The sequence below is a fragment of the Streptomyces violaceus genome (genome assembly GCF_036014075.1).
Taxonomy (GTDB): Bacteria; Actinomycetota; Actinomycetes; order Streptomycetales; family Streptomycetaceae; genus Streptomyces; species Streptomyces violaceus.
Genome location: NZ_CP107911.1, coordinates 8642986 through 8662911 on the forward strand (window position 1 = coordinate 8642986; position 19926 = coordinate 8662911).

A 19926-nucleotide genomic window follows, 5' to 3' on the forward strand; every position below is an offset into this window, starting at 1 on the left:
CAACCTTCTTTTGTCAGGGGCGCGGGGAACTGCGCGAACAACCACGAACAACCCGCAGCCGCCGTGTCTCGGAGAGTCCCGGGCTCCTAGGCCCGCAAACCCTTCGCCCAATCCACCGGCACCCGCCCCGCAGGCCCCGGCGTCGGCTGATCCGCAGGATGACTCACAGGCGGAGCCAGTTCAGGCCCGGCCTCGTACAACTCATTCGCCGAGTAGTCCCAGTACCAGTTCTCACCGGGTTCGAAGCTCTGCACCAGGGGATGCCCGGTCTCCCGGAAATGCCCCGTCGCATGCTTCGCGGGCGAACTGTCACAGCACCCCACATGCCCGCACCGCGCACACCGCCGCAGATGGAACCACCATCCCCCGGCCGCATCGCACTCGACGCACCCGTTGCCGCTCGGCGGCACGCCCGGGTCGATTCCGTTGTCACCACTGTCGCCACTCATGCGGGTTCCTCCTCGGCCGATGTAAGCGGAAGCAGCACCTGGAACCGTGTGTCCCCCGGCTCCGACTCCACCTGAATGCTCCCGTGGTGCTTGTTGACCACGATCCGCCAGGAGATGTCGAGCCCGAGCCCGGTGCCCTCACCCACGGGCTTCGTCGTGAAGAAGGGATCGAAGATCCGCCCCCGGTCCGCCGCCGGGATACCGACGCCCGTGTCCCGGAACTCCACCAGCAGCCGGTCGTGGTCCGGAGCCGTCCGCACGGTCAACGTCCCTTCGCCGCCCGCGCTGTTGATGGCCGACACCGCGTTGTCGATCAGATTCGTCCACACCTGGTTGAGCTCCGCCGGGTAGGCCGGGATCCTCGGCAGCGCACGGTCGTACTCCTTGACGACCTTGATCCGCTTGCCGATCTTGCCCGACAGCATCAGCAGGGTGGAGTCGAGGAGTTCGTGCACATCGGCGTTCTGGAAGGGCGCACGGTCGAGCTGCGAGTACTGCTTCGCCGCGTCGACGAGATGCGAGATGCGCGTGGTCGAGTCGTTGATCTCGTCCATCAGCAGCTCGGTCTCGACGGTGTAGTTCAGCCATCCGATCGCGCTCGGCAGGATCTCCTCGTCCACGGCCGCCGCGACCTGGTCGAGCCAGTCGACGTCGAGGCCGGCCTGGACGAAGGTGGGCGCGATCCGCCAGCCGTCGGGGATGCCCTGGTCGTCGAGCCAGTCGCTGAGCGTGTCCTCCCGGTCGGAGGCCTCCAGCGGACTCAGCGCGGGGGCCTTGGCGACTCGCTCGGCGGTGCGTTCCTGGATGTCGATGAGCTTCGCCATGACCTCGGGGGAGTACGAGCCCTGCGCGATGATCGCCAGCTTGTGCCGCATCTTGCCGACCCGCTCCCGCAGCGTCGCGGTCGCCCGTACGGCCGCCGCGGCGGGGTTGTTGAGCTCGTGCGTGAGCCCCGCGGACAACGAGCCCAGCGCCAGCAGCCGTTCGCGCTGCCCGATGGCCCGCTGGGTGCTCTTCGAACCGAAGAACAGCCCCTCCAGCAGATGCACCGCCATCGGGAACCACTCCTGCATGATGTCCGCGAACGTGTCGGCGGGCAGCACGAAGAACCGCGTCGGCTCGGTGACGCGCATGGAGTTGTTGTAGACCTGCCGCACCCGGTCGCCCAGATACGCCTGCATGGACCCCGCGTACACCCCGCGCTGGGAGGTCCGGGTCACCTCCACGTCGTCCCCGCCGACCCGGCGGTACAGCACCACCGTGCCCTCGAGCATCACGTAGAAGCAGGTGGCGGGTTCGCCCTCGGTGTACACCGGTCCGGGCTCGAACCGCTCCACCCGCCCCTCGCCGCACAGCCTGCCGAGCTGCTCGGGCGTGAGCTTCTCGAACAGGAACAGCGTCCCGATCTCCTGAGGGCTGCACGGCATCGACTGCCCGCTCATGACTGCTCCAGATACCGGTGGACGAGCATCACGGCCATGGCTCCCTCTCCGACGGCGGACGCCACGCGCTTGGCGGACTCGGCACGGGCGTCGCCCGCCACGAACACGCCGGGCACATTCGTCTCCAGGTGGTACGGCGGCCGGTCCAGCTCCCAGTCCTGCGGCGGGCGGCCGTCGGAGGTCAGGTCGGGCCCGGCGAGGATGAAACCACGTTCGTCCCGCAGCACCGTGCCGTCCAGCCAGTCGGTCAGCGGGGCCGCGCCGATGAACACGAACACCCACTGCGCGTCGACCTGTTCGGTGTGCCCGCTGTCCACGTCCCGCAGGGTCAGCCGTTCCAGGTGGCCGTCGCCGTGCGCGGCCTCGACGACCGTGCGGGAGCGCACCTGGATGTTGGGCGCCTCGTCTATCTGCTGGATGAGGTAGTGCGACATCGAGGCCGACAGCGACGGGCCGCGCACCAGCAGTGTCACCGACTTGGCGCCCCGGGACAGGTACATCGCCGCCTGCCCGGCGGAGTTGGCGCCGCCCACGATGTACACGTCCTGCCCCTGGCAGGAGGGCGCCTCCGTCAGAGCCGACCCGTAGAAGACCCCGCACCCGGTCAGGTCGTCGCAGCCGGGCGCGGCCAGCTGCCGGTAGGACACGCCGGTCGCCAGGATCACGCTGTGCGCGGCGACCGCCGAGCCGTCGGAGAACCGTACGATCCGGGCGGCGCCGTTGACCTCCAGCGCCGTCACCTCGCGCGCGGTGAGGATCTCGGCTCCGAACTTCGCCGCCTGCCGCCGTGCCCGGTCGGTGAGCTGAGCCCCCGACACACCGTCGGGGAAGCCCAGGTAGTTCTCGATGCGCGAGCTCTGGCCCGCCTGGCCGCCGGTCGCCGACCGCTCCACCAGCACGGTGCGCAGCCCCTCGGAGGCACCGTAGACGGCGGCGCCGAGCCCTGCCGGGCCGCCACCGATCACGACCAGGTCGTAGAAGTCGGCCGTCGGGGTCGTCGCCAGACCGACCCGGGCGGCGAGGTCGACGGCCTCCGGTTCGACCAGGGGCGTCCCGTCCGGCGTGATGACCACCGGCAGTCGCATCCCGTCCGCGCCGGCCGCGGCCAGCAGCCGCCGGCCCTCCGGTTCTTCGGCGGAGTACCAGCGGTACGGCACCTGGTTGCGGGCCAGGAACTCCCGTACGTCCGAGGAGCGTGACGACCAGCGGTGCCCGACGACCTTGGTGCTGGGCACCGGCCGGAAGTCGCTGGTCCGCCACGCCTGGAGCAGGTCGTCGAGCACCGGGTAGAGCTTCTCCTCGGGCGGGTCCCACGGCTTGAGGAGGTAGTGGTCGAGGTCGACGACGTTGATCGCGTCGATCGCCGCGTTGGTGTCCGCGTACGCCGTCAGCAGCACCCGCCGCGCGCCCGGGTACACGTCCAGGGCCTGTTCGAGGAACTCGATGCCGTTCATCTGCGGCATCCGGTAGTCGGCCAGGATCACGGCCACGAGATCGCCGCGCAGCTTCAGCTCCCGCAGCGCGTCGAGCGCGGACTCGCCGGACTCCGCGCGCACGATCCGGTACGACGCGCCGTACCGCCGCCGCAGATCCCGGGCCACGGCCCGGGAGACCCCCGGGTCGTCGTCCACGGTCATGATGACGGTCCGTGCCGCGTCGGCGGCCTGTGCCATACGTCCCCCACACCGGGCGGTCGACTACCGGTACGGCGCCCCGGGCACCGCACCGACCTTCGCCCATCGTATGTTCGATCGCCGTGCCGCGCTCCGATACGGAGATCGGCTCCGGCTGCCTCGGCTCGCTATCGGGGGGTAGTGAAGACTGAGCAGCACGCAGTGACTTTCCACAGGGAGGCAGCCGGATGACAGGCCCGATCACCGCAGGAGTCGACGGATCGCAGGAGAGTCTCGCCGCCCTGGCGTGGGCGGCGCGGGAGGCGGCGCGGCGTGGGCTGGCGATCAGGGTGGTGCACGCCTGGCGGGTCCAGTCGCCGGAAGTGATCGAGTCGGCGATCACCGGGGACGCCGACAGCCAGGCGGAGCGGGTGCACAGCGCGGTGACCGAGGCCGTGCGGACCGTCACCGAACGGCACCCGGACCTCGACGTGACCGCCGACGTCGTGGAGGGGCCGGCCGTCGACACCCTGGTCGCCGCGGCGGCCGACGCCGAGCTGCTGGTGCTGGGCTCGCGCGGGCACGGGCCGATCGTCGGATTCCTGCTCGGTTCGGTCGGCCAGCAGGTGATCGCCGGGACCGCCCGGCCCGTGGTGCTCGTCCGGGCCGGCGACGAGCCTTCGGCCGAGGCCGCCGGGCGCGAGATCGTCGTGGGCCAGCAGGGCGACCCGGAGGACAGCGCCGACGCGCTGCGGTTCGCCTTCGAGACGGCGGCCGCGCGCGGGGCGACCGTGCGGGTCGTACGGGCCTGGACCCTGCCGCCCGTGTTCGCCTACAGCCCGGGCTCGCTGAAGCTCCTCGACGAGGCCGGGGGACTGGAGCCGTACGAGAAGAAGGCTCTGGCCGCGGCGGTCCGGCCGTGGCGGGAACGCTTCCCCGACGTGCCGGTGACGGAGCACGTGGAGATGGGCAGCGCCGGCCAGGTGCTGCTGTCGGTGGCCGGGACGGCCCAGCTGATGGTCGTCGGACGCCGGGCGCACCGTACGGCCGTCGGCGCCCGGATCGGCTCGGTGGCACACGGGGTGCTGCACCACGCGGACTGCCCGGTCGCCGTGGTGCCGCACGCCTGACGGCCGTGGCTGCTCAGTCCGCGGTCGGCTGCAGGGTCTTGCGGGCCTTGGGCAGGATGTTCCGGATGTAGTCCTCGACCGCGGTGTCGATGCCGATGTCGTGCTGGGCCCGCTCGGACAGGTACCAGCGGTGTTCGAGGAGCTGGTGGTAGATCTCCGCCGGGTCCACGGAGCCGCGCAGCTCGGGCGGAACGGCCCGCACGGTCGGCCGGAAGACCTCCCGTACCCAGCGGTGGGCGAGTACCTCCGGGCGGGCGCCCAGGGGGTCGCCCGGCGCGTAGTCGTCCTGGGTCGCCATCCAGCTCTCCAGGTCGTTCAGCAGCCGCCGGGCCTGGTTCTCCTCGGTGTCGAGGCCGGTCAGGCGCAGCAGCTGCCGCTGGTGGTGGCCCGCGTCGACGACCTTGGGCACGAAGCTGACCGTGTCGCCGTTCGAGGCGTGCTCGATCTGCATCTCGGCGACGTCGAAGCCGAGTTCGTTCAAGCGGCGGATGCGGCGCTCGATGTACTGGTACTTGCCGGCCGGGTAGACGGAGGTGCGGGTCAGCTCGTCCCACAGACCGCGGTAGCGGGCGCAGATCTCCATGCCGAACTCGATGGGGTCCACGGACGGGTGCAGCGCCCCGGACGCCTCCAGGTCCAGCAGCTCCCCGCTGATGTTCACCCGGGCGAGGTCCAGGTCGTACTCGCGCTGTCCGACGCTGAGCTGCGGATGCAGGTCACCGGTCTCGGCGTCCACCAGGTAGGCGGCGTAGGCGCCCGCGTCACGCCGGAAGAGGGTGTTGGACAGCGAGCAGTCGCCCCAGGCGAATCCGGCCAGGTGCAGCCGCACCAGCAGCACGGCGAGCGCGTCCATCAGCCGGTGCATGGTGGCCGGGCGCATGGTCGTCTCGAACATCGAGCGATACGGCATCGAGCCGCCCAGATGCCGGGTGATCAGGACGCTCTCCAGCGGGGCGCCGTCCGCGGTGGTGCGGCCGGTCACCACGGCGAGGGGGTCCACCGACGGGATGCCGAGCCGGTCCAGGTCGCGCAGCATGTCGTACTCGCGCTGGGCGGGCCTTGCGGCCAGTTCCTTGACGGCGATCACCTCGTCGCCGGCCCGGGAGTAGCGCACCACGTGCCGCGAGATACCGCGCGGCAGCGGCACGAGGTACTCCTCCGGCCACTCCTCCAGGGGCACGTCCCACGGCAGTTCCAGCAAGAGCGCGGGATGCTCGGGGTTGGTCGCGCTGATCTGCAGTGCCATGGGCCGGGTGTCCTTGTCTCGCCGCCGATCGTCACCTCAGATTAGAGGGCGCGCTCGCGGGCCCGGTGCGCGGCGTCCCGCACCGGACCGCGGTGGACCGGCCCGTGTCCGGGCAGCAGCAGCTCGCCCTCCAGTTCCGCGAGCAGATCCAGGGAGGCCACGGCACGCGGGCGCTCGTGGTGGAACATGTCCGGCAGCAGTTGCGGCCCTTCGATCCGCGCGGTGGGGTGCCCGCTGACCAGGGCGTCGCCGGAGATCAGCACACCGGTGCCCGGCACGTGGTAGGCGCAGTGCCCGTCGGTGTGGCCCGGCGTGTGCACCGGCACGGGCCGGCCCGGCAGGTCCAGGGCGCCCGCCGTCGGGAACGGCTCGGGGGCCGTGACCGGGTTGTGCGTCGTGCCGCCGGAGCGCAGCGCGTGCACCACCCACGGCAGCACACCGGGCCGCCAGGCGTTCCTCAGCACTGTCCCGACGGACACCTGGTGCAGGAACTCCCGGCGCGCGTGCGGCACTTCGGCCTCGTGCAGGTAGACGGGCGTGCCGTACACGGCGCGCAGGTACTCGGCGGAACCCAGGTGGTCGTTGTGCGCGTGCGTGATCAGCACGGCCGCGACCGCCTCCGGGGAGCTGCCCACCTCCGCGAGCGAGGCGAGGACCTGCTCCCGGTCGCCGGGGTAGCCGGTGTCGACCAGCGTGACGGAGTCCCCCTCCGTGAGGATCACCCAGTTGGTGTTGGAGCCGTGCACCAGGTAGGTGCCGTCCGCGACTTGATGTACGTCTGCCCGCATGATCGCCCCGCGTTGTGTGGTCCCAGCCCGACGAGAGAAGGAAAGCAGACCGCGCGGCAGGCGGAATCGCCGGGTCCGCCGCAAGGGACCCGGGGGGCACGGCCGTTCGGGCCGCCTCAGTTCACGCCGTGCGGGCGGAACTGGATGCTGATGCGCGGCCCCGTCGCCCGCGTGCTCTTGGGGATGGAGTGTTCCCAGGTGCGCTGGCAGGAGCCGCCCATCACGACGAGGTCGCCGTGGCCCAGTGATCGGCGCACGGTGTCGCGACCGCCCCGCATCGGGCGCAGCAGCAGATCCCGGGGTGCTCCCACCGACAGGATGGCGACCATCGTGTCCTCGCGGGCCCCGCGTCCGATCCGGTCGCCGTGCCAGGCCACGCTGTCCCGGCCGTCGCGGTAGTAGCACAGCCCGGCCGTGGTGAACGGTTCGCCGAGTTCGCCGGCGTAGCGGGCGGTCAGGGCGTCCCGCGCCTCGTCCAGCACCGGGTGCGGCAGCGGGTCGTCCGCGCCGTAGAACGCGAGCAGCCGGGGGACGTCGACGACGTGGTCGTACATCGTGCGCCGCTCCGCACGCCACGGCACCTCGGCGGCCAGCTGTTCGAACAGGTCGTCGGCGCCGCTGAGCCATGCGGGCAGGACGTCGAGCCAGGCACCGAAACCGAGGTCGGTACGGCTGATCCCGTCGAGAGGACCGAGGCGCAGCTCGTCGGTCTGGTCGAAGAGGGAGCCCTGGAGGTGCATGCGCCCAGCCTACTCCTTAATCGAATGCATGTTCCATAAAAACGGAAGGGCTTCTTCGCGCGAGGCTTTCGATACACCGGTGTATCGAATACAGTCATGTATCGAAAGGAGGCCGGACATGGCCGTGGAGGGAACGACCGGGCGTGTGACCAGGCGCCGGGTGCGCACACGGGCCAACCTCCTGGACGCGGCGTTCTCCGTGTTCGCGGCCAAGGGCTTCGGGCATGTCTCCATCGAGGAGGTCTGCGAGGCCGCCGGCTACAGCCGAGGCGCCTTCTACTCCAACTTCTCCAGCCTCGACGAGCTGTTCTTCGCCCTCTACCGCGAGCGGGCCGACCTGATCGCCGAGCAGGTGTCGGGGGTCCTCGCCCTCGACGGACCCGGCCTCGATGTGCCGGCCGCCGTGGACCGCGTCACCGACGTGCTGCTCCTCGACCGGGACTGGCTCCTGGTGAAGACGGACTTCCTCGTGCACGCGGCCCGCGACCCGGACGTGGCTCGCAGCCTGCTGGAACACCGCGCGCGGCTGCGGCAGGCGATCGCCGACCGGCTCGGCCGGGCCCGCGGGCACACCGCACTGCCCACCGTACTGGGCGACACGGACGGCGCCGCCCGTGCCGTGGTCGCGGCGTACGACGGCGTCACCACGCAACTGCTGCTGGACCGGGACGTCGAACACGCCCGCGCCTGGCTGAAGCAACTGCTCACGGCCCTGCTGACCGACGGCAGCGGCACCCCCGATCAGCACTGAGGAAGGGAACGGTCGCCATGGATGCCGACGTCATCGTCGTAGGAGCGGGCCTCGCCGGCCTGGTCGCGGCACACGAGCTGACCAGCAAGGGCCGCAGGGTCGCCCTCGTCGACCAGGAGAACGCCGCCAACCTCGGGGGGCAGGCCTTCTGGTCCTTCGGCGGGCTGTTCCTCGTCGACTCGCCGCAGCAGCGGCGGCTGGGCATCAAGGACTCCTTCGACCTCGCCTGGAGCGACTGGCGGGGCAGCGCCGGCTTCGACCGGCTGGAGGACGAGGACTCCTGGGCCGTGCGCTGGGCGCGCGCCTACGTCGAGTTCGCCGCGGGGGAGAAGCGGTCCTGGCTGGACGGGCACGGCATCACGTTCCTGCCCACCGTCGGCTGGGCCGAGCGCGGCGACCTCACGGCGCACGGGCACGGCAACACCGTGCCCCGCTTCCACATCGCCTGGGGCACCGGCACCGGCGTGGTCGAACCGTTCGTCCGCTACGCCAAGCAGGCCGCCCGCGACGGCCTGCTCACCTTCCACCACCGTCACCGCGTCGACGAACTGGTCGTCGAGAACGGCACCGCCCGGGGCGTACGCGGCACGGTCCTGGCCGACGACTCCTCACCCCGCGGCGTCGCCTCCAACCGCGACCCGCTCGGCGAGTTCGAACTCACCGCCCAGGCCGTCATCGTCACCAGCGGCGGCATCGGCGCGAACCACGACATCGTCCGCCGCTACTGGCCCGAGCGCCTCGGCACCCCGCCGCAGGAGATGGTCACCGGCGTCCCCGCCTACGTCGACGGGCGGATGCTCGACATCAGTGCCGAGGCGGGCGTACGGCTGGTCAACCGCGACCGCATGTGGCACTACACCGAGGGTTTGCAGAACTGGGACCCGATCTGGCCCGGCCACGGCATCCGCATCCTGCCCGGGCCGTCCTCGATGTGGTTCGACGCCCTCGGCCGCCGTCTGCCCGGGCCCTGCCTGCCCGGCTATGACACCCTCGGCACCCTGAAGCACCTGCGCACCACCGAGGACATCGCCGGGTACGACCACTCCTGGTTCATCCTCACCCAGAAGATCATCGAGAAGGAGTTCGCCCTGTCGGGGTCCGAGCAGAACCCCGACATCACCGCCAAGGACCGCGCCGGGTTCCTCAAGGAACGCATCCTCGGCAAGGGCGCGCCCGGACCGGTCGACGCGTTCCTGCGCAAGGGCGCCGACTTCGTGACCGCGCCCAGCGTCGAACAGCTCGTCACTAAGATGAACGACCTCACCGACAAGCCGCTCCTCGACGCGGCCGGGATCAAGCGCCAGATCGAGGCCCGCGACCTGCAGATCGCCAACCCCTACGCCAAGGACGCCCAAGTGCAAGGCATCCGTAACGCCCGCCGCTACATCGGCGACCGCCTCGGCCGGGTCGCCACCCCGCACCGCATCCTCGACCCGGCGGCCGGCCCCCTGATCGGCGTCAAGCTGCACATCCTCACCCGAAAGACCCTCGGCGGCATCCAGACCGACCTCGACTCCCGCGCCCTGGGGGCCGACGGCAAGCCGGTGGAGGGGCTGTACGCGGCCGGTGAGGTCGCCGGCTTCGGCGGCGGCGGTGTCCACGGCTACAACGCCCTGGAGGGAACCTTCCTCGGCGGCTGCCTCTTCTCGGGGCGGGCGGCGGGCCGGGCGGCGGCGAAGCAGACCGCCTGACGGGCTCGGGCCCGTCTCCTCAGCCTTCGAGGAGACGGGCCAGTACCGTCGCGTGGCTCTGCTCCGGCGTCTTGGACGCGGTCAGCAGCGTCACGTCGCCCTCGCGGACCAGGTCCCGTACCCGGCCGAGGAGTTCGGTGGCCTCGTCGCCGGTGAGTTCCGCCTCGTACCGCTCGGCGAACTCCTCGTAGGAGGCCTCGCCCGCGTGGTACCAGCGGCGCAGTTCCGTCGACGGGGTGATCGCCTTCGGCCACTCGTCCACCCGGGCCGCGTCCTTCGGCAGTCCGCGCGGCCACAGCCGGTCGACCAGGACGCGCCTTCCGTCGTCCGGCTCGGGCGGATCGTAGACACGGCGGACGCGCACGCTCATGGCCGGCCCCTTCTGTGACGGACGGGTCTGCCGCGAGCGTAACCCCGGCCGCACCGAACGGCCGGTGGACGGACCTCAGCCGGAGCGTCGCCGGGCTGCCGCGCGCCGCTTCAGCGCACGCCGTTCCGTCTCGCTCGTGCCGCCCCACACACCGATGGACTGCCCCGTGTCCATGGCCCATTGCAGGCACTCATCCTGGACGGGGCAGCGCCGGCACACCGACTTGGCCTGCTCCGTCTGCAGCAGGGCCGGGCCCGTGGTGCCGATCGGGAAGAAGAGCTCGGGGTCCTCGTGCCGGCAGGCAGCGTGGTCTCGCCAGTTGTCCATCGAAGTCACCTGCATCACAGTAGAAACGTGCCCGTTCGGATGCTTACTCCTTTTCGGGTCACCTGTCGATGCCTCGTGAAACAAATGCCGCCCGGACACCGATCACTGCTCGCGCATGCCCCAGGGCGAGCCGTAGGCCGTCAGCAGGTCCAGGAACGGACCGGCCGGGAAGGCCTCCGGGCCTAGCACGCCCGTGCCGGACCAGGCGCCGGTGGCGAGGAGTTCGAGCGCGACGACCGGGTTGACGGCGGTCTGCCACACCACGGCCTGGCTGCCGTACTCCTTCATGGACCACTGGTTGTCGACCACGTGGTACAGGTACACCTCGCGCGGCTTCCCGTCCTTGACGCCCCGCACCCATGTGCCCGCACACGTCTTGCCGTGCATCCGCTCGCCCAGGGTCGCCGGGTCGGGCAGACACGCGGCGACCACGTCCCGGGGCGATACCGCCACCGGGCCGTCCGGCCCCGGCACGGTCACCGGGTCGGTGCGGTCCAGACCCAGCAGGTGCAGTGTCTTCAGCGTCGCGACGAACTCCCGGCCCAGGCCGTACTTGAAGGTGACCCGGCGTGCGTCGACCCAGCGTGGGACGAGCAGCACCTCCTCGTGCTCCACGTTGACGCACTCGACCGGGCCGATGCCCTCGGGGAAGTCGAAGACCTCGGGCTCGCTGAACGGCTCGGTGGCGAACCAGCCGCGGTCGCTCTCGTAGACGACCGGTGGGTTGAGGCATTCCTCGATGGTGGTCCAGATGCTGAACGAGGGCGCGAAGTCGTAGCCGTCGACGGTCAGGTTCGCGCCATCGCGGATGCCGATCTCCTCGATCCGGTCGAAGAGTTCGTCGGCGGCATAGCGGGCGAAGACGTCCGACAGCCCCGGCTCCACCCCCATGCCGACGAGGGCCAGCACCCCCTCCTTCTCCCAGTCGGCCGCCTGTGCGAACTGCTCGTCGCCGAGCTTCACCCCGCACTCCGCGTACGGCCGGTCCTCGTGCGGGTGGGACAGCGACATCGCCATGTCGAGGTAGGTGGCGCCCGCGGCGCGGGCCGCGCGGAAGAGGGGCATCACGAAGCGGGGGTCGGTGGCGTTGAGCAGGACGCCGCAGCGGTGTTGTGCCAGCAGGCGGGCCACCGCCGCCTCGTCGCCGGCGTCCACCTGTTCGGCGGTGAACCGTGCGTCGCCGTCGAGCGCCGCGACCGCCGCCTCGGCCCGAGCCGGGGCGTAGTCGGCCACCACCATCGCCTCGAAGAACGGTCGCCGGGCCGCGATCCGGGTGATCGCGCCGCCCACACCGCCGGCGCCCACGAGCAGTACACGCATGACAGAAACTCCCTTTTTGCGAAGAACGTGGCGGGCCCTTGAGGAGATAGAACGCCGCCCTGTGTCTTAAGGTCAATGGCGTTGGCATAAGGAGGGAGCGGTCGTGGCGAAGCCAGTGGTGCCCGAGGAGAAACGCCGCCGGCGCAGGCCCACCAAGAGCGGCACCGTGCTGTCCGAAGAGCTGATCGTCGAGACGGCGCTGCGCATGCTGCACGAACACGGCAGCGCGGGACTGACCGCCCGCAGGCTCGGCCTGGCCCTGGACGCCGACCCGAGCACCCTCTACCGGTACTTCCGGGGCATGGACGACCTGACGCTCGCCATCGGCGACGCGCTGATCGGGCAGGCGCTCGGCGGCTGGGCGCCCACGGGGGAGTGGCGGGCGGACCTGCGGGCCGTCGGGCTGCGCATCCACGCCGCTTACGTGGCGCATCCGCAGGCGGCCGTGCTCACCGCCAGTCGCGTCTCGGGCCGGGCCCACGAACTCGCCGCCGACGAGGCGGTCCTGGACGTCCTGCGCACGGCGGGCTTCCCGCTGCCGGAGGCGGTGCGGGTCTACCACGCCTTCGTCGACACCACACTGGCCTTCGCCGCGCTCGACGCCGCCTCGCTGGCGCTGCCCCGTGCCTCACTGCACGCGGACGAGGAGATGTGGCGCTCGACGTACGCCCGCCTGCCGGCCACCACCCATCCCCGCATCGCGGAAGCGGCACCCTTGCTCGCCACCCGCATGCTGACCAGTGCCTATCCGACGGCCCTGGACATGTTGCTGCACAGCGCGGCGGCGCAGTTGGACAGTATCGGGGAGTAGGGCGCCACGCCTCAGCCGCGCAGCGCCTCCGCGGCGGTCGCCGTCACCGTCTCCGCGACCTGCGCCAGCGCCGGGGAGTCGAGCTTCCACTGCTGCCAGTACAGGGGAACGTCGACCGTCCGGCCCGGGGCGATTCCGACGAGCCTGCCGGTGCGCAGAAGGGGGTCCGCCTGGGCCTCGGGCACCAGGCCCCAGCCCAGTCCGGCGGCCACGGCGTCGACGAATCCCTCCGAGGTCGGTACGTAGTGCCGCAGCGCGCTCGCGCCGCTCCGCCCCCGGGTGAGCCGGCGCACGAAGCCGTCCTGGAAGTCGTCCCTGCGGTCGAAGGTCACGACGGGCACGTCGAGGAGCACCTGCTCCAGGGGGCCGCCGAGGTGGCGTGCGGCGAAGTCCGGCGCGGCCACCGGGACGTAGCGCATCCGCCCGAGGGATCGCACCGAGCAGCCCGGCACGGCGTCCGGCGACGAGGTCACCGCGGCCATCACCACCCCCTCCCGCAGCAGCGCCGCCGTGTGGTCCTCGTCCTCGCGGCGCAGTTCGAAATAGAGCCTCAGTTCCTCCGGCACGCGCGTGAGCACCCCCAGGAACCAGGTGGCCAGCGAGTCCGCGTTCACCGCCACCGAGACCCGGGTCGGCTCGCCCGTACCGCTCAGGCCCAGCTCCGCGTACGCGTCGCGCTCCAGCCGCGCCACCTGTCGGGCCAGCCGCACCAGCACCTCGCCCGACTCGGTGGGCCGCACCGGCTTGGTCCGCAGCAGCAGGACCCGCCCCGTGCGCTGCTCCAGCGCCTTCACGCGCTGGCTGATCGCCGACGGCGTCACATGCAGCGCGGCCGCCGCCGCGTCGAAGGTGCCCTCGTCCACGACCGCGAGCAGGGTCCGCACCTGATCCAGAGGCAGGTCCGGCATCACCGAGTTCATCACGTGCGCTAACGATACGTAAGAATCTTTAGCTGTACCCGAGGCGGGGCCGTCCGTAGCGTCAAGGTCATGACCAGCACCTTCACCGCCGCAGCCGCGGGATTCGGCACCGGACTGTCCCTCATCGTCGCCATCGGCGCGCAGAACGCCTTCGTCCTGCGCCAGGGGATCCGCCGCGACGCCGTCCTCGCCGTCGTCGGCATCTGCGCCCTCTCCGACGCCGCCCTCATCACGCTCGGGGTCGGCGGGGTCGGCGCGGTGGTGGTGACGTGGCCGGGCGCGCTGACGGCGGTCGGCTGGATCGGCGGCGCGTTCCTGCTCTGCTACGGCGCCCTGGCCGCCCGCCGGGTGTTCCGGCCGGACGGCGGCGCGCTGCGGGCGGACGGGGAGGCGGCCGGTTCGCGCCGCCGGGCCGTGCTCACCTGCCTGGCGATGACCTGGCTCAACCCGCACGTCTACCTCGACACCGTGTTCCTGCTGGGCTCCGTCGCCGCCGACCACGGCCCGCTGCGCTGGACGTTCGGCCTCGGTGCCGTGCTGGCCAGCCTGAGCTGGTTCACCGCCCTCGGCTTCGGCGCCCGGCTGCTCGGCCGCTACCTCGCCAAGCCCGCCGCCTGGCGCGTCATGGACGGTTTGGTCGCCGCCACCATGATCGTGCTCGGTGCCGCGCTCATCGCCGGAAGCTGACACCTCGGCTCCGGGGCGCTCGGCGGCTGGTGGGACAGTGATCCCCGGCCGGGTAGATGGAGCGAGCATCCGGGAAGCGGCGAGTGGACACGAGCGAGAGCAGGGCGGAAGAGCGGGATCCGGCGCCGGAGACACCCAGGCGCCGCGGCTGGCGGCGCTGGGCCATGGACACCCGCCCGCTGCGTCGCCCCGCCTACCGGCGGCTGTGGGGCTCGACCATCGTCACGGCCGTCGGCAGCCAGCTCACCGCCGTCGCCGTGCCCAAGCAGATCTACGACATCACCGGCTCCTCGGCCTGGGTGGGCGCGGCGAGCCTGGCGGGCCTCGTGTGGGGCGGGGCGATCGCCGACAGCATGGACCGGCGCAAGCTGCTGCTGATCACCAACAGCGCATCGCAGTGACCTCGCTGCTGTTCTGGCTGCAGGCCTTCGCCGGTCTGGAGTCGGTGGCCGCGCTCACGGTGCTGCTGCTCGCGATGCAGCAGGCATTCTGGGGCCTGAACGCACCGGCCCGCACCGCCTCCATCGCCCGCCTCGTCCCCGAGGACGAACTGCCCGCGGCGGGCGCCCTCGGCTCGACCGTGATGCAGACCGGCCAGGTGGCCGGCCCTCTCCTCGTCGGCGCCCTCATCCCCGTGATCGGCCTGCCCGAGCTCTATCTGATCGACGCCCTGGCCCTGTGCGTCACGGTGTGGGCGGTGTACCGGCTGCCGTCGCTGCCGCCCCCTGGCCGGCACGGGGAAACGTCGCGCGGGCGTACGGGAGATCGTCGCCGGATTCCGCTACATCTCCGGGCACACCGTGCTGTTGCTGTCGTTCCTCGCCGACATCATCGCCATGGTCCTCGGCATGCCGCGCGCCCTGTTCCCGCAGCTCGCCGCCCAGACCTACGCGCCGTACGGGGAAGGGCTCGCGCTGGTCCTGCTGTTCGCGGCGATCCCCATCGGCGCCGTGCTCGGCGGCCTGTTCTCCGGCACCTTCTCCCGGGCGCGCCGGCACGGCTGGATGGTCATCGGGGCCGTGGTCGCGTGGGGTGTGGCCATCGCGGGTTTCGGACTGAGCGGCAGTCTGTGGGTCGGGGTGGCGTTCCTCGCCGTGGCCGGTGTGGCCGACATGGTCTCGATGGTCTTCCGGGAGCGATCCTGCTGTCCGCCGCCACCGACGAGATGCGCGGTCGCATGCAGGGCGTCTTCACCGTCGTCGTGGCGGGCGGCCCGCGCCTCGCCGACGTGCTGCACGGCACGGCGGGCTCCGCCTTCGGCCCCCGCACCGCCGTCACGGGCGGCGGCCTGCTGGTCGTCGCCGTGATGCTGGCCCTGGCCGCAGGGGTACCGGCACTGCGCCGCTACCGCGTCTGATGTCTCACAGGGCCCCCCGCCGGTGCAGTGTGTACTGCTCCATCAGCTTGCCCCGGGTCATCTCCAGCCGGTGCGCGAGCACCTCGGCGACCGACCGCACCAGCAGCAGCCCCAGCTGGGAATCCTCCTCGCACAGCTCCAGCACGGCCGCCGCGTCGAACTCGTAGGCCCGTACGGGACTGAACGCCACAGCACCGAAGTCCCAGGTGTGCGGCGGGAACAGCCAGGACCAGCCGAGCAGGTCACCCGCGCCGAGGCTGGCCACGGTCACCCGTTGCAGGGAGTTGACCTCCTGATCCAGGGAGACCGCACCGGAGCGGATGACCCAGAAGCGGTCGGCCGCGCCGCCCGCCTCGAAGATCCGGGTGTCCTCAGCGAAGGACACCTCCCGCGCGAGCGTCATCAGACGCTGCCGGTGGGGCGGAGGCAGGGCGGTCAGGAGTTTGATCGCTTTGGTCATGACGCGGAGCTCCTCGCCGGGCGGTCGACTTCCGGGGCTTTCTCCCTATGCCCATTTCAGCCGCTGGCGGGGCCTCGGGCACCTCGGCGTGCACAACTTTCTCCGGGCATGAAAAAGCCCTGGCTGGACGGGGGAGACCAGCCAGGGCCGTTTGCGGTGATGGACGGAGGACCACGGGTTCGACTCCGCCACCACGTATGAATGAACGATAAACCATCTATGGGCTGTGCGCGCACCCGAGACAGGGCCGCGTGACCCGTTTCACGTCGGAGTCACCGCGCGCCCTCGGCGACGACCCGGACCGTGTTCAGCTCCGGGTCCGTGGGATCGGGGAGGTGCATACCCGCCGCCAGCCCGGTGCGCAGATACGCCAGCACCGGCTCGGTGAGGCGCTCACCCGGGAGCACGGCCGGGATACCGGGCGGATACGGCGTGATCATCTCCGCCGCGATCCGTCCGGCCGCCCCGGCCACCGGCGCGTCCTCGGCCGGGCCGAAGAACGCGTCGCGGGGCAGCACCTCCTGTTCCATCCGCAGCTCGGCGGGCGACGGCACCTCCACCCGCGGCGCCCGGGGCAGATCCCGCGCGGCCGGCGCGAGGTCGCGCAGCGCCTCCAGAAGCTCCCCGGTCGTCTCCCGGTCGTCGCCGTGAGTGATCTGCGCGCCGATGCGGCGGTGGTCCACCAGATGCGCGTCGATGTGCCGGTGTTCGCGCAGCCAGTCCGCCGCCTGGAAGCCCGTGATCCCGAGCCCGGCGAGATCGATGACGCCGGGCAGCGGGTCGAAGTCGTCGGAGAGCCCCGGGCCGCAGAAGTCCCCCCGGTCGTTGACGTGCAGCCCATCGATCTCCTCGATGGCGGACCGGACCTCGGCCGCGAGATCCAGCGCGCCGCCCATCAGCTCCTCGCCGTGCAGCGCCATCTGCCGCCGCCAGCCGTCCAGCCCCGCGAAGATCAGCACCGACGGACTGGTGGTGCCCAGCAGATCCGCGCGCATCCCCAGCAGCCCGGGCGGGACCAGGTCGCCCTGCAGGTGGAAGACGGAACCCTGTTCCAGGCCGCTGCCCATCTTGTGGATGCTCGTCACGCAGATGTCCGCGCCCGCGTCCATCGCCCAGGACGGGAGAGCGGCGTGGAACGGCAGATGCGCGCCCCACGCCTCGTCCACGATCAGCGGTCGCGTACGCCGGTGGCACACCTCGGCGATCGCTCGGAGGTCCGCGCAACCGCCGTACGGCGTGGGGCTCGTGACCAGCGCGCCCCGCGCGTCCGGGTGGGACTCGAAGGCCCGCTCGAAGTCCTCGGCGGACGGCGGATGGGCCAGTTTCCGGTCGGCGTCCCAGCGGGGCTCGACCCAGACGGGTTCGATACCGGACAGGATCAGCCCCGACACCACCGACTTGTGCGCGTCACGCCCGATCAGCAGCTTCTCGTGCGGCCCCGCGACCGACAGCATGGCCGCCTTCACCGACAGAGAACTGCCGCACGTACTGAAGAACGTGTGCTCGGCGTGCACCGCGTCGGCCATCAGCTCCTGCGCCCGCCGCAGCACCTTTCCCCGGGTCAGCCGGTCGTCCAGACCGCCCGAGGCCAGCACGTCACCGTGGAACACCGCGTCTCCGAGGACCTCCCGGACCATCGGATCGGCGCCGCGCGCATGTTTGTGCCCCGGCGGCGTGAACGACAGGTGCCCCTTGCGGCGGTATTCGTCCAGGGCTTCCAGAACCGGTGCTCGGGTGTGGTCGACTGTCATCCGCACCGGGTTCCCGGCACGTCCTCTCGCAATCGGCCCCGGTCCGGCACCGGGTACGGGCCCTCCCCGTCAGCTCTCCGGACTGTGTTTGCCCGGCGTCAGGATCTCGTCCAGCACCCTGACCACCGCCTCGTAGGACATCCCTCGCACGGTCGCGTCCCTGGCCCCCTTCGGGTCGGTCGCACCCAGTTCCTCACTCCTGGCACGCCACGTCCGCTCCTCCCGCATCGCGCAGGTCCTCGCGCGCCGGATGCGCCGCAGCAGTTCGTCCGAGTCCACCACATCGGTCATGCACCCCGCCTACCCACGCAACGCGCTGAGATGGCACCGACCGGCGGCCGTTCGGGCCCTTTTCCACAGGAGGAGGCGAACCGGAGGTTTGCAGGTGCGGGGAGAGGTCAGCCGAAGAGAAGAGACCCGCGGCGCTCGCGAGGTGCGCGCCCCGAACGCCGCGGCAGGTTGAAGGAAGCAGCGGGCACCGCGAGCCCCAGGCGTGCCCGTGCGGGCGGCCACGGAACGCGGCCGGACCCGGCTTCCGTCTTCACCGACCAGGGAGCTGCAGGATGTGCGATGAGCACATGATCGAATCCGTATTCGGGCCGCTCGGCGCGGACCGGGCCCGGCCGTACAAACCCGCCGAGGCGCGCCGGGCCGTGGAACGAGCCGTGGCCGAACGCTGCCGCGCCACTCACACACCGTGCGACGCGGACGCCCTGTCCGACGCGCTGCTCGTCGTCTCGGAGCTGACGACCAACGCGATCCTGCACGGAGGCGGTGTCACCGACTTCCAGGTCGACGTCGACGGCCCCGGCGTGCGAGTGTCGGTGAGCGACCGCAGTGACGAACTGCCCGTGACCGCGCCGCCCACCGATCCGCACGGACGGCTGCGGCACGGGGGCCACGGCTGGCCCATCGTGTGCCGGCTCTCCCGCGACGTCCGCGTCTCGGACCTGCCCGCCGGCGGCAAGTGCATCACCGCCGTCGTATCCCTCGCCTGAAGACCCGGGTGCCGGCTCCCGGGCAGATTGCACAGCAAAGTGGAGTTTGTTCCACCGGGGGCAGGGCAGTCGCAATCTCGTGCTTCGGACCGGAGGCGCGCCAGCGGGAGCGGTATGACTGCCCCGGAGGCCCTCCAGGCGATCCGGGCGGCCCCCTCCCGCGGTAGACCCTGAAATCACCGTTGTCAGGAGCGAATCCGCATGCTCATCGACACGCCCACGAACGGAACCGGCACGGCCGGAACGACGACCACCGCCGCCCGGCGGCGGCACGACGACGCACCGGACACCGCGGACCTCTTCACCCGGATGGCGGAACTGGAGGAGGGCCCCGAGCGGGAGGCCGTCCGCGACGAGCTCGTCGCGCTCTGGCTGCCCATGGCCCACCGCATCGCCGGCCGCTTCCGCGACCGCGGAGAGTCGCTGGAGGATCTGAAGCAGGTCGCGGCTCTCGGGCTGGTCAAGGCCGTCGACCGGTTCGACCCGAGCCGGGGAGCCTTCGAGAGCTACGCCGTCCCCACCATCACCGGCGAGGTCAAGCGGCATTTCCGGGATCGGATGTGGGCTCTGCGGGTCCCCCGCCGGGTGCAGGAACTGCGCAACAAGGTGCGGGTGGCACGCCGTGAACTCACCCAGAACCCGGGCAGCCCCGAGCCCTCCGTGACGGACCTGGCCGCCCATACCGGCCTGACCGAGGAAGAGGTCGGTGCCGGGCTCGAAGCGCTGGAGAGCTTCAGCACCCTGTCGCTGGACGCCGAACTCTCGGCCGACGACGACGGCTACAGCCTCGCGGACACCCTCGGCGCGGCGGACGCCTCCTACGACGTCGTGGTCGACCGCGAGTCCGCAAAGGAAGGCCTGCGCCGCCTGCCGGAACGCGAACGGGCCATCCTCTACATGCGCTTCTTCGAGGACATGACGCAAAGCCGCATCGCCGACCACCTCGGCATCTCCCAGATGCACGTCTCCCGCCTCATCAGCCGCAGTTGCGCCCGCGTGCGCGACGAGGCCATGGGGCAGGGGACGGGCGCCCGGGACGGCGGCAGCACCTCCACGACGGCCTGACCACCCGACC

Annotated in this window: 20 protein-coding genes and 1 pseudogene; 8 read left to right on the forward strand and 13 right to left on the reverse strand. The window is 71.5% G+C overall.

Annotated elements, in window-relative coordinates:
* Nucleotides 1–86: 86 nt before the first annotated feature.
* From OG542_RS38975 to OG542_RS38985, 3 genes are read right to left on the reverse strand one after another with little or no spacing between them, the layout of a single operon-like run.
* Nucleotides 87–449: a UBP-type zinc finger domain-containing protein gene (locus tag OG542_RS38975; protein ID WP_193478988.1), complete on the reverse strand. Its 363-nt coding sequence runs from the start codon at nt 447–449 to the stop codon at nt 87–89.
* Nucleotides 446–1891: an ATP-binding protein gene (locus OG542_RS38980; RefSeq protein WP_328417367.1), complete on the reverse strand. Its 1446-nt coding sequence runs from the start codon at nt 1889–1891 to the stop codon at nt 446–448. The genes OG542_RS38975 and OG542_RS38980 overlap by 4 nt, the downstream gene beginning before the upstream one ends.
* A complete protein-coding gene (locus OG542_RS38985) occupies nt 1888–3564 on the reverse strand; it encodes an NAD(P)/FAD-dependent oxidoreductase (RefSeq protein WP_328417369.1) in 1677 nt (558 codons plus the stop codon). The genes OG542_RS38980 and OG542_RS38985 overlap by 4 nt, the downstream gene beginning before the upstream one ends.
* A gap of 188 nt (nt 3565–3752) precedes the next feature.
* On the opposite strand from OG542_RS38985, the gene OG542_RS38990 reads away from it, so the two are divergent.
* A complete protein-coding gene (locus OG542_RS38990) occupies nt 3753–4634 on the forward strand; it encodes a universal stress protein (protein WP_328417371.1) in 882 nt (293 codons plus the stop codon).
* 13 nt (nt 4635–4647) lie between these two features.
* On the opposite strand, the gene OG542_RS38995 is transcribed toward OG542_RS38990, so the two are convergent.
* The 3 genes from OG542_RS38995 to OG542_RS39005 all read right to left on the reverse strand — a co-directional run bounded on the left by OG542_RS38995 (nt 4648) and on the right by OG542_RS39005 (nt 7408).
* A complete protein-coding gene (locus OG542_RS38995) occupies nt 4648–5880 on the reverse strand; it encodes a DUF4032 domain-containing protein (RefSeq protein WP_328336219.1) in 1233 nt (410 codons plus the stop codon).
* Between the two features lie 41 nt (nt 5881–5921).
* Complete coding sequence (locus tag OG542_RS39000; protein ID WP_328417373.1) at nt 5922–6668, reverse strand: MBL fold metallo-hydrolase; 747 nt, start codon at nt 6666–6668, stop codon at nt 5922–5924.
* Between the two features lie 116 nt (nt 6669–6784).
* Entirely contained in the window at nt 6785–7408 is a 624-nt protein-coding gene (locus OG542_RS39005; protein WP_328417375.1) for an alpha-ketoglutarate-dependent dioxygenase AlkB family protein, read from the reverse strand.
* 118 nt (nt 7409–7526) lie between these two features.
* Between OG542_RS39005 and OG542_RS39010 the strand changes: the two genes are divergently transcribed.
* Nucleotides 7527–8159, forward strand: a complete 633-nt coding sequence (locus OG542_RS39010) for a TetR/AcrR family transcriptional regulator (RefSeq protein ID WP_328417377.1) — start codon at nt 7527–7529, stop codon at nt 8157–8159.
* 17 nt (nt 8160–8176) lie between these two features.
* Nucleotides 8177–9850 (forward strand): FAD-binding dehydrogenase, encoded by a 1674-nt coding sequence (locus OG542_RS39015; protein ID WP_328417379.1) that lies wholly within the window; start codon nt 8177–8179, stop codon nt 9848–9850.
* 19 nt (nt 9851–9869) lie between these two features.
* Here the strand turns inward: OG542_RS39015 and OG542_RS39020 are convergent, their stop codons facing one another.
* From OG542_RS39020 to OG542_RS39030, 3 genes are all read right to left on the reverse strand, one after another.
* The gene (locus tag OG542_RS39020) at nt 9870–10220 is read right to left on the reverse strand and encodes a DUF488 domain-containing protein (RefSeq protein ID WP_328417381.1); all 351 of its coding nucleotides are present in this window, start codon (nt 10218–10220) and stop codon (nt 9870–9872) included.
* A 75-nt stretch (nt 10221–10295) separates the two neighbouring features.
* Nucleotides 10296–10547 (reverse strand): WhiB family transcriptional regulator, encoded by a 252-nt coding sequence (locus tag OG542_RS39025; protein WP_193478998.1) that lies wholly within the window; start codon nt 10545–10547, stop codon nt 10296–10298.
* Between the two features lie 102 nt (nt 10548–10649).
* On the reverse strand, nt 10650–11867 hold the full coding sequence (locus OG542_RS39030; RefSeq protein ID WP_328417383.1) for a saccharopine dehydrogenase family protein: 1218 nt from the start codon (nt 11865–11867) through the stop codon (nt 10650–10652).
* Between the two features lie 103 nt (nt 11868–11970).
* Between OG542_RS39030 and OG542_RS39035 the strand changes: the two genes are divergently transcribed.
* Nucleotides 11971–12678 carry a TetR/AcrR family transcriptional regulator gene (locus OG542_RS39035; protein ID WP_328417385.1) on the forward strand — a complete coding sequence of 236 codons (708 nt, stop codon included), beginning with the start codon at nt 11971–11973 and terminating at the stop codon, nt 12676–12678.
* An 11-nt stretch (nt 12679–12689) separates the two neighbouring features.
* Here OG542_RS39035 and OG542_RS39040 read toward each other — a convergent pair whose 3' ends face one another.
* Nucleotides 12690–13586 carry a LysR family transcriptional regulator ArgP gene (locus tag OG542_RS39040; protein WP_328417387.1) on the reverse strand — a complete coding sequence of 299 codons (897 nt, stop codon included), beginning with the start codon at nt 13584–13586 and terminating at the stop codon, nt 12690–12692.
* Nucleotides 13587–13667: 81 nt separating this feature from the next.
* On the opposite strand from OG542_RS39040, the gene OG542_RS39045 reads away from it, so the two are divergent.
* The gene (locus tag OG542_RS39045) at nt 13668–14285 is read left to right on the forward strand and encodes a LysE/ArgO family amino acid transporter (RefSeq protein ID WP_328417390.1); all 618 of its coding nucleotides are present in this window, start codon (nt 13668–13670) and stop codon (nt 14283–14285) included.
* Nucleotides 14286–14368: 83 nt separating this feature from the next.
* Nucleotides 14369–15642: pseudogene (locus OG542_RS39050) on the forward strand (MFS transporter).
* A gap of 4 nt (nt 15643–15646) precedes the next feature.
* Here OG542_RS39050 and OG542_RS39055 read toward each other — a convergent pair.
* From OG542_RS39055 to OG542_RS39065, 3 genes are all read right to left on the reverse strand, one after another.
* A complete protein-coding gene (locus tag OG542_RS39055) occupies nt 15647–16102 on the reverse strand; it encodes a cyclic nucleotide-binding domain-containing protein (protein WP_184586434.1) in 456 nt (151 codons plus the stop codon).
* 272 nt (nt 16103–16374) lie between these two features.
* The gene (locus OG542_RS39060; RefSeq protein WP_328417393.1) at nt 16375–17853 is read right to left on the reverse strand and encodes an aminotransferase class I/II-fold pyridoxal phosphate-dependent enzyme; all 1479 of its coding nucleotides are present in this window, start codon (nt 17851–17853) and stop codon (nt 16375–16377) included.
* Between the two features lie 69 nt (nt 17854–17922).
* The gene (locus OG542_RS39065) at nt 17923–18144 is read right to left on the reverse strand and encodes a hypothetical protein (protein WP_328417395.1); all 222 of its coding nucleotides are present in this window, start codon (nt 18142–18144) and stop codon (nt 17923–17925) included.
* A 272-nt stretch (nt 18145–18416) separates the two neighbouring features.
* On the opposite strand from OG542_RS39065, the gene OG542_RS39070 reads away from it, so the two are divergent.
* Together OG542_RS39070 and OG542_RS39075 are read left to right on the forward strand one after the other, a co-directional pair.
* Nucleotides 18417–18851 (forward strand): ATP-binding protein, encoded by a 435-nt coding sequence (locus OG542_RS39070; protein ID WP_193479007.1) that lies wholly within the window; start codon nt 18417–18419, stop codon nt 18849–18851.
* Between the two features lie 201 nt (nt 18852–19052).
* Nucleotides 19053–19916, forward strand: a complete 864-nt coding sequence (locus tag OG542_RS39075) for a SigB/SigF/SigG family RNA polymerase sigma factor (RefSeq protein WP_328417397.1) — start codon at nt 19053–19055, stop codon at nt 19914–19916.
* Nucleotides 19917–19926 lie beyond the last annotated feature (10 nt).

Coding starts and splice junctions, on each gene's coding strand:
- OG542_RS39070 (WP_193479007.1), top strand. CDS start 18,417: ATGTGCGATGAGCACATGATCGAATCCGTATTCGGGCCGCTCGGCGCG.
- OG542_RS38990 (WP_328417371.1), top strand. CDS start 3,753: ATGACAGGCCCGATCACCGCAGGAGTCGACGGATCGCAGGAGAGTCTC.
- OG542_RS39045 (WP_328417390.1), top strand. CDS start 13,668: ATGACCAGCACCTTCACCGCCGCAGCCGCGGGATTCGGCACCGGACTG.
- OG542_RS39055 (WP_184586434.1), bottom strand. CDS start 16,102: ATGACCAAAGCGATCAAACTCCTGACCGCCCTGCCTCCGCCCCACCGG.
- OG542_RS39000 (WP_328417373.1), bottom strand. CDS start 6,668: ATGCGGGCAGACGTACATCAAGTCGCGGACGGCACCTACCTGGTGCAC.
- OG542_RS39020 (WP_328417381.1), bottom strand. CDS start 10,220: ATGAGCGTGCGCGTCCGCCGTGTCTACGATCCGCCCGAGCCGGACGAC.
- OG542_RS39065 (WP_328417395.1), bottom strand. CDS start 18,144: ATGACCGATGTGGTGGACTCGGACGAACTGCTGCGGCGCATCCGGCGC.
- OG542_RS39010 (WP_328417377.1), top strand. CDS start 7,527: ATGGCCGTGGAGGGAACGACCGGGCGTGTGACCAGGCGCCGGGTGCGC.
- OG542_RS39005 (WP_328417375.1), bottom strand. CDS start 7,408: ATGCACCTCCAGGGCTCCCTCTTCGACCAGACCGACGAGCTGCGCCTC.
- OG542_RS39030 (WP_328417383.1), bottom strand. CDS start 11,867: ATGCGTGTACTGCTCGTGGGCGCCGGCGGTGTGGGCGGCGCGATCACC.
- OG542_RS39025 (WP_193478998.1), bottom strand. CDS start 10,547: ATGGACAACTGGCGAGACCACGCTGCCTGCCGGCACGAGGACCCCGAG.
- OG542_RS39040 (WP_328417387.1), bottom strand. CDS start 13,586: ATGCCGGACCTGCCTCTGGATCAGGTGCGGACCCTGCTCGCGGTCGTG.
- OG542_RS38995 (WP_328336219.1), bottom strand. CDS start 5,880: ATGGCACTGCAGATCAGCGCGACCAACCCCGAGCATCCCGCGCTCTTG.
- OG542_RS38975 (WP_193478988.1), bottom strand. CDS start 449: ATGAGTGGCGACAGTGGTGACAACGGAATCGACCCGGGCGTGCCGCCG.
- OG542_RS39060 (WP_328417393.1), bottom strand. CDS start 17,853: ATGACAGTCGACCACACCCGAGCACCGGTTCTGGAAGCCCTGGACGAA.
- OG542_RS38985 (WP_328417369.1), bottom strand. CDS start 3,564: ATGGCACAGGCCGCCGACGCGGCACGGACCGTCATCATGACCGTGGAC.
- OG542_RS39075 (WP_328417397.1), top strand. CDS start 19,053: ATGCTCATCGACACGCCCACGAACGGAACCGGCACGGCCGGAACGACG.
- OG542_RS39015 (WP_328417379.1), top strand. CDS start 8,177: ATGGATGCCGACGTCATCGTCGTAGGAGCGGGCCTCGCCGGCCTGGTC.
- OG542_RS38980 (WP_328417367.1), bottom strand. CDS start 1,891: ATGAGCGGGCAGTCGATGCCGTGCAGCCCTCAGGAGATCGGGACGCTG.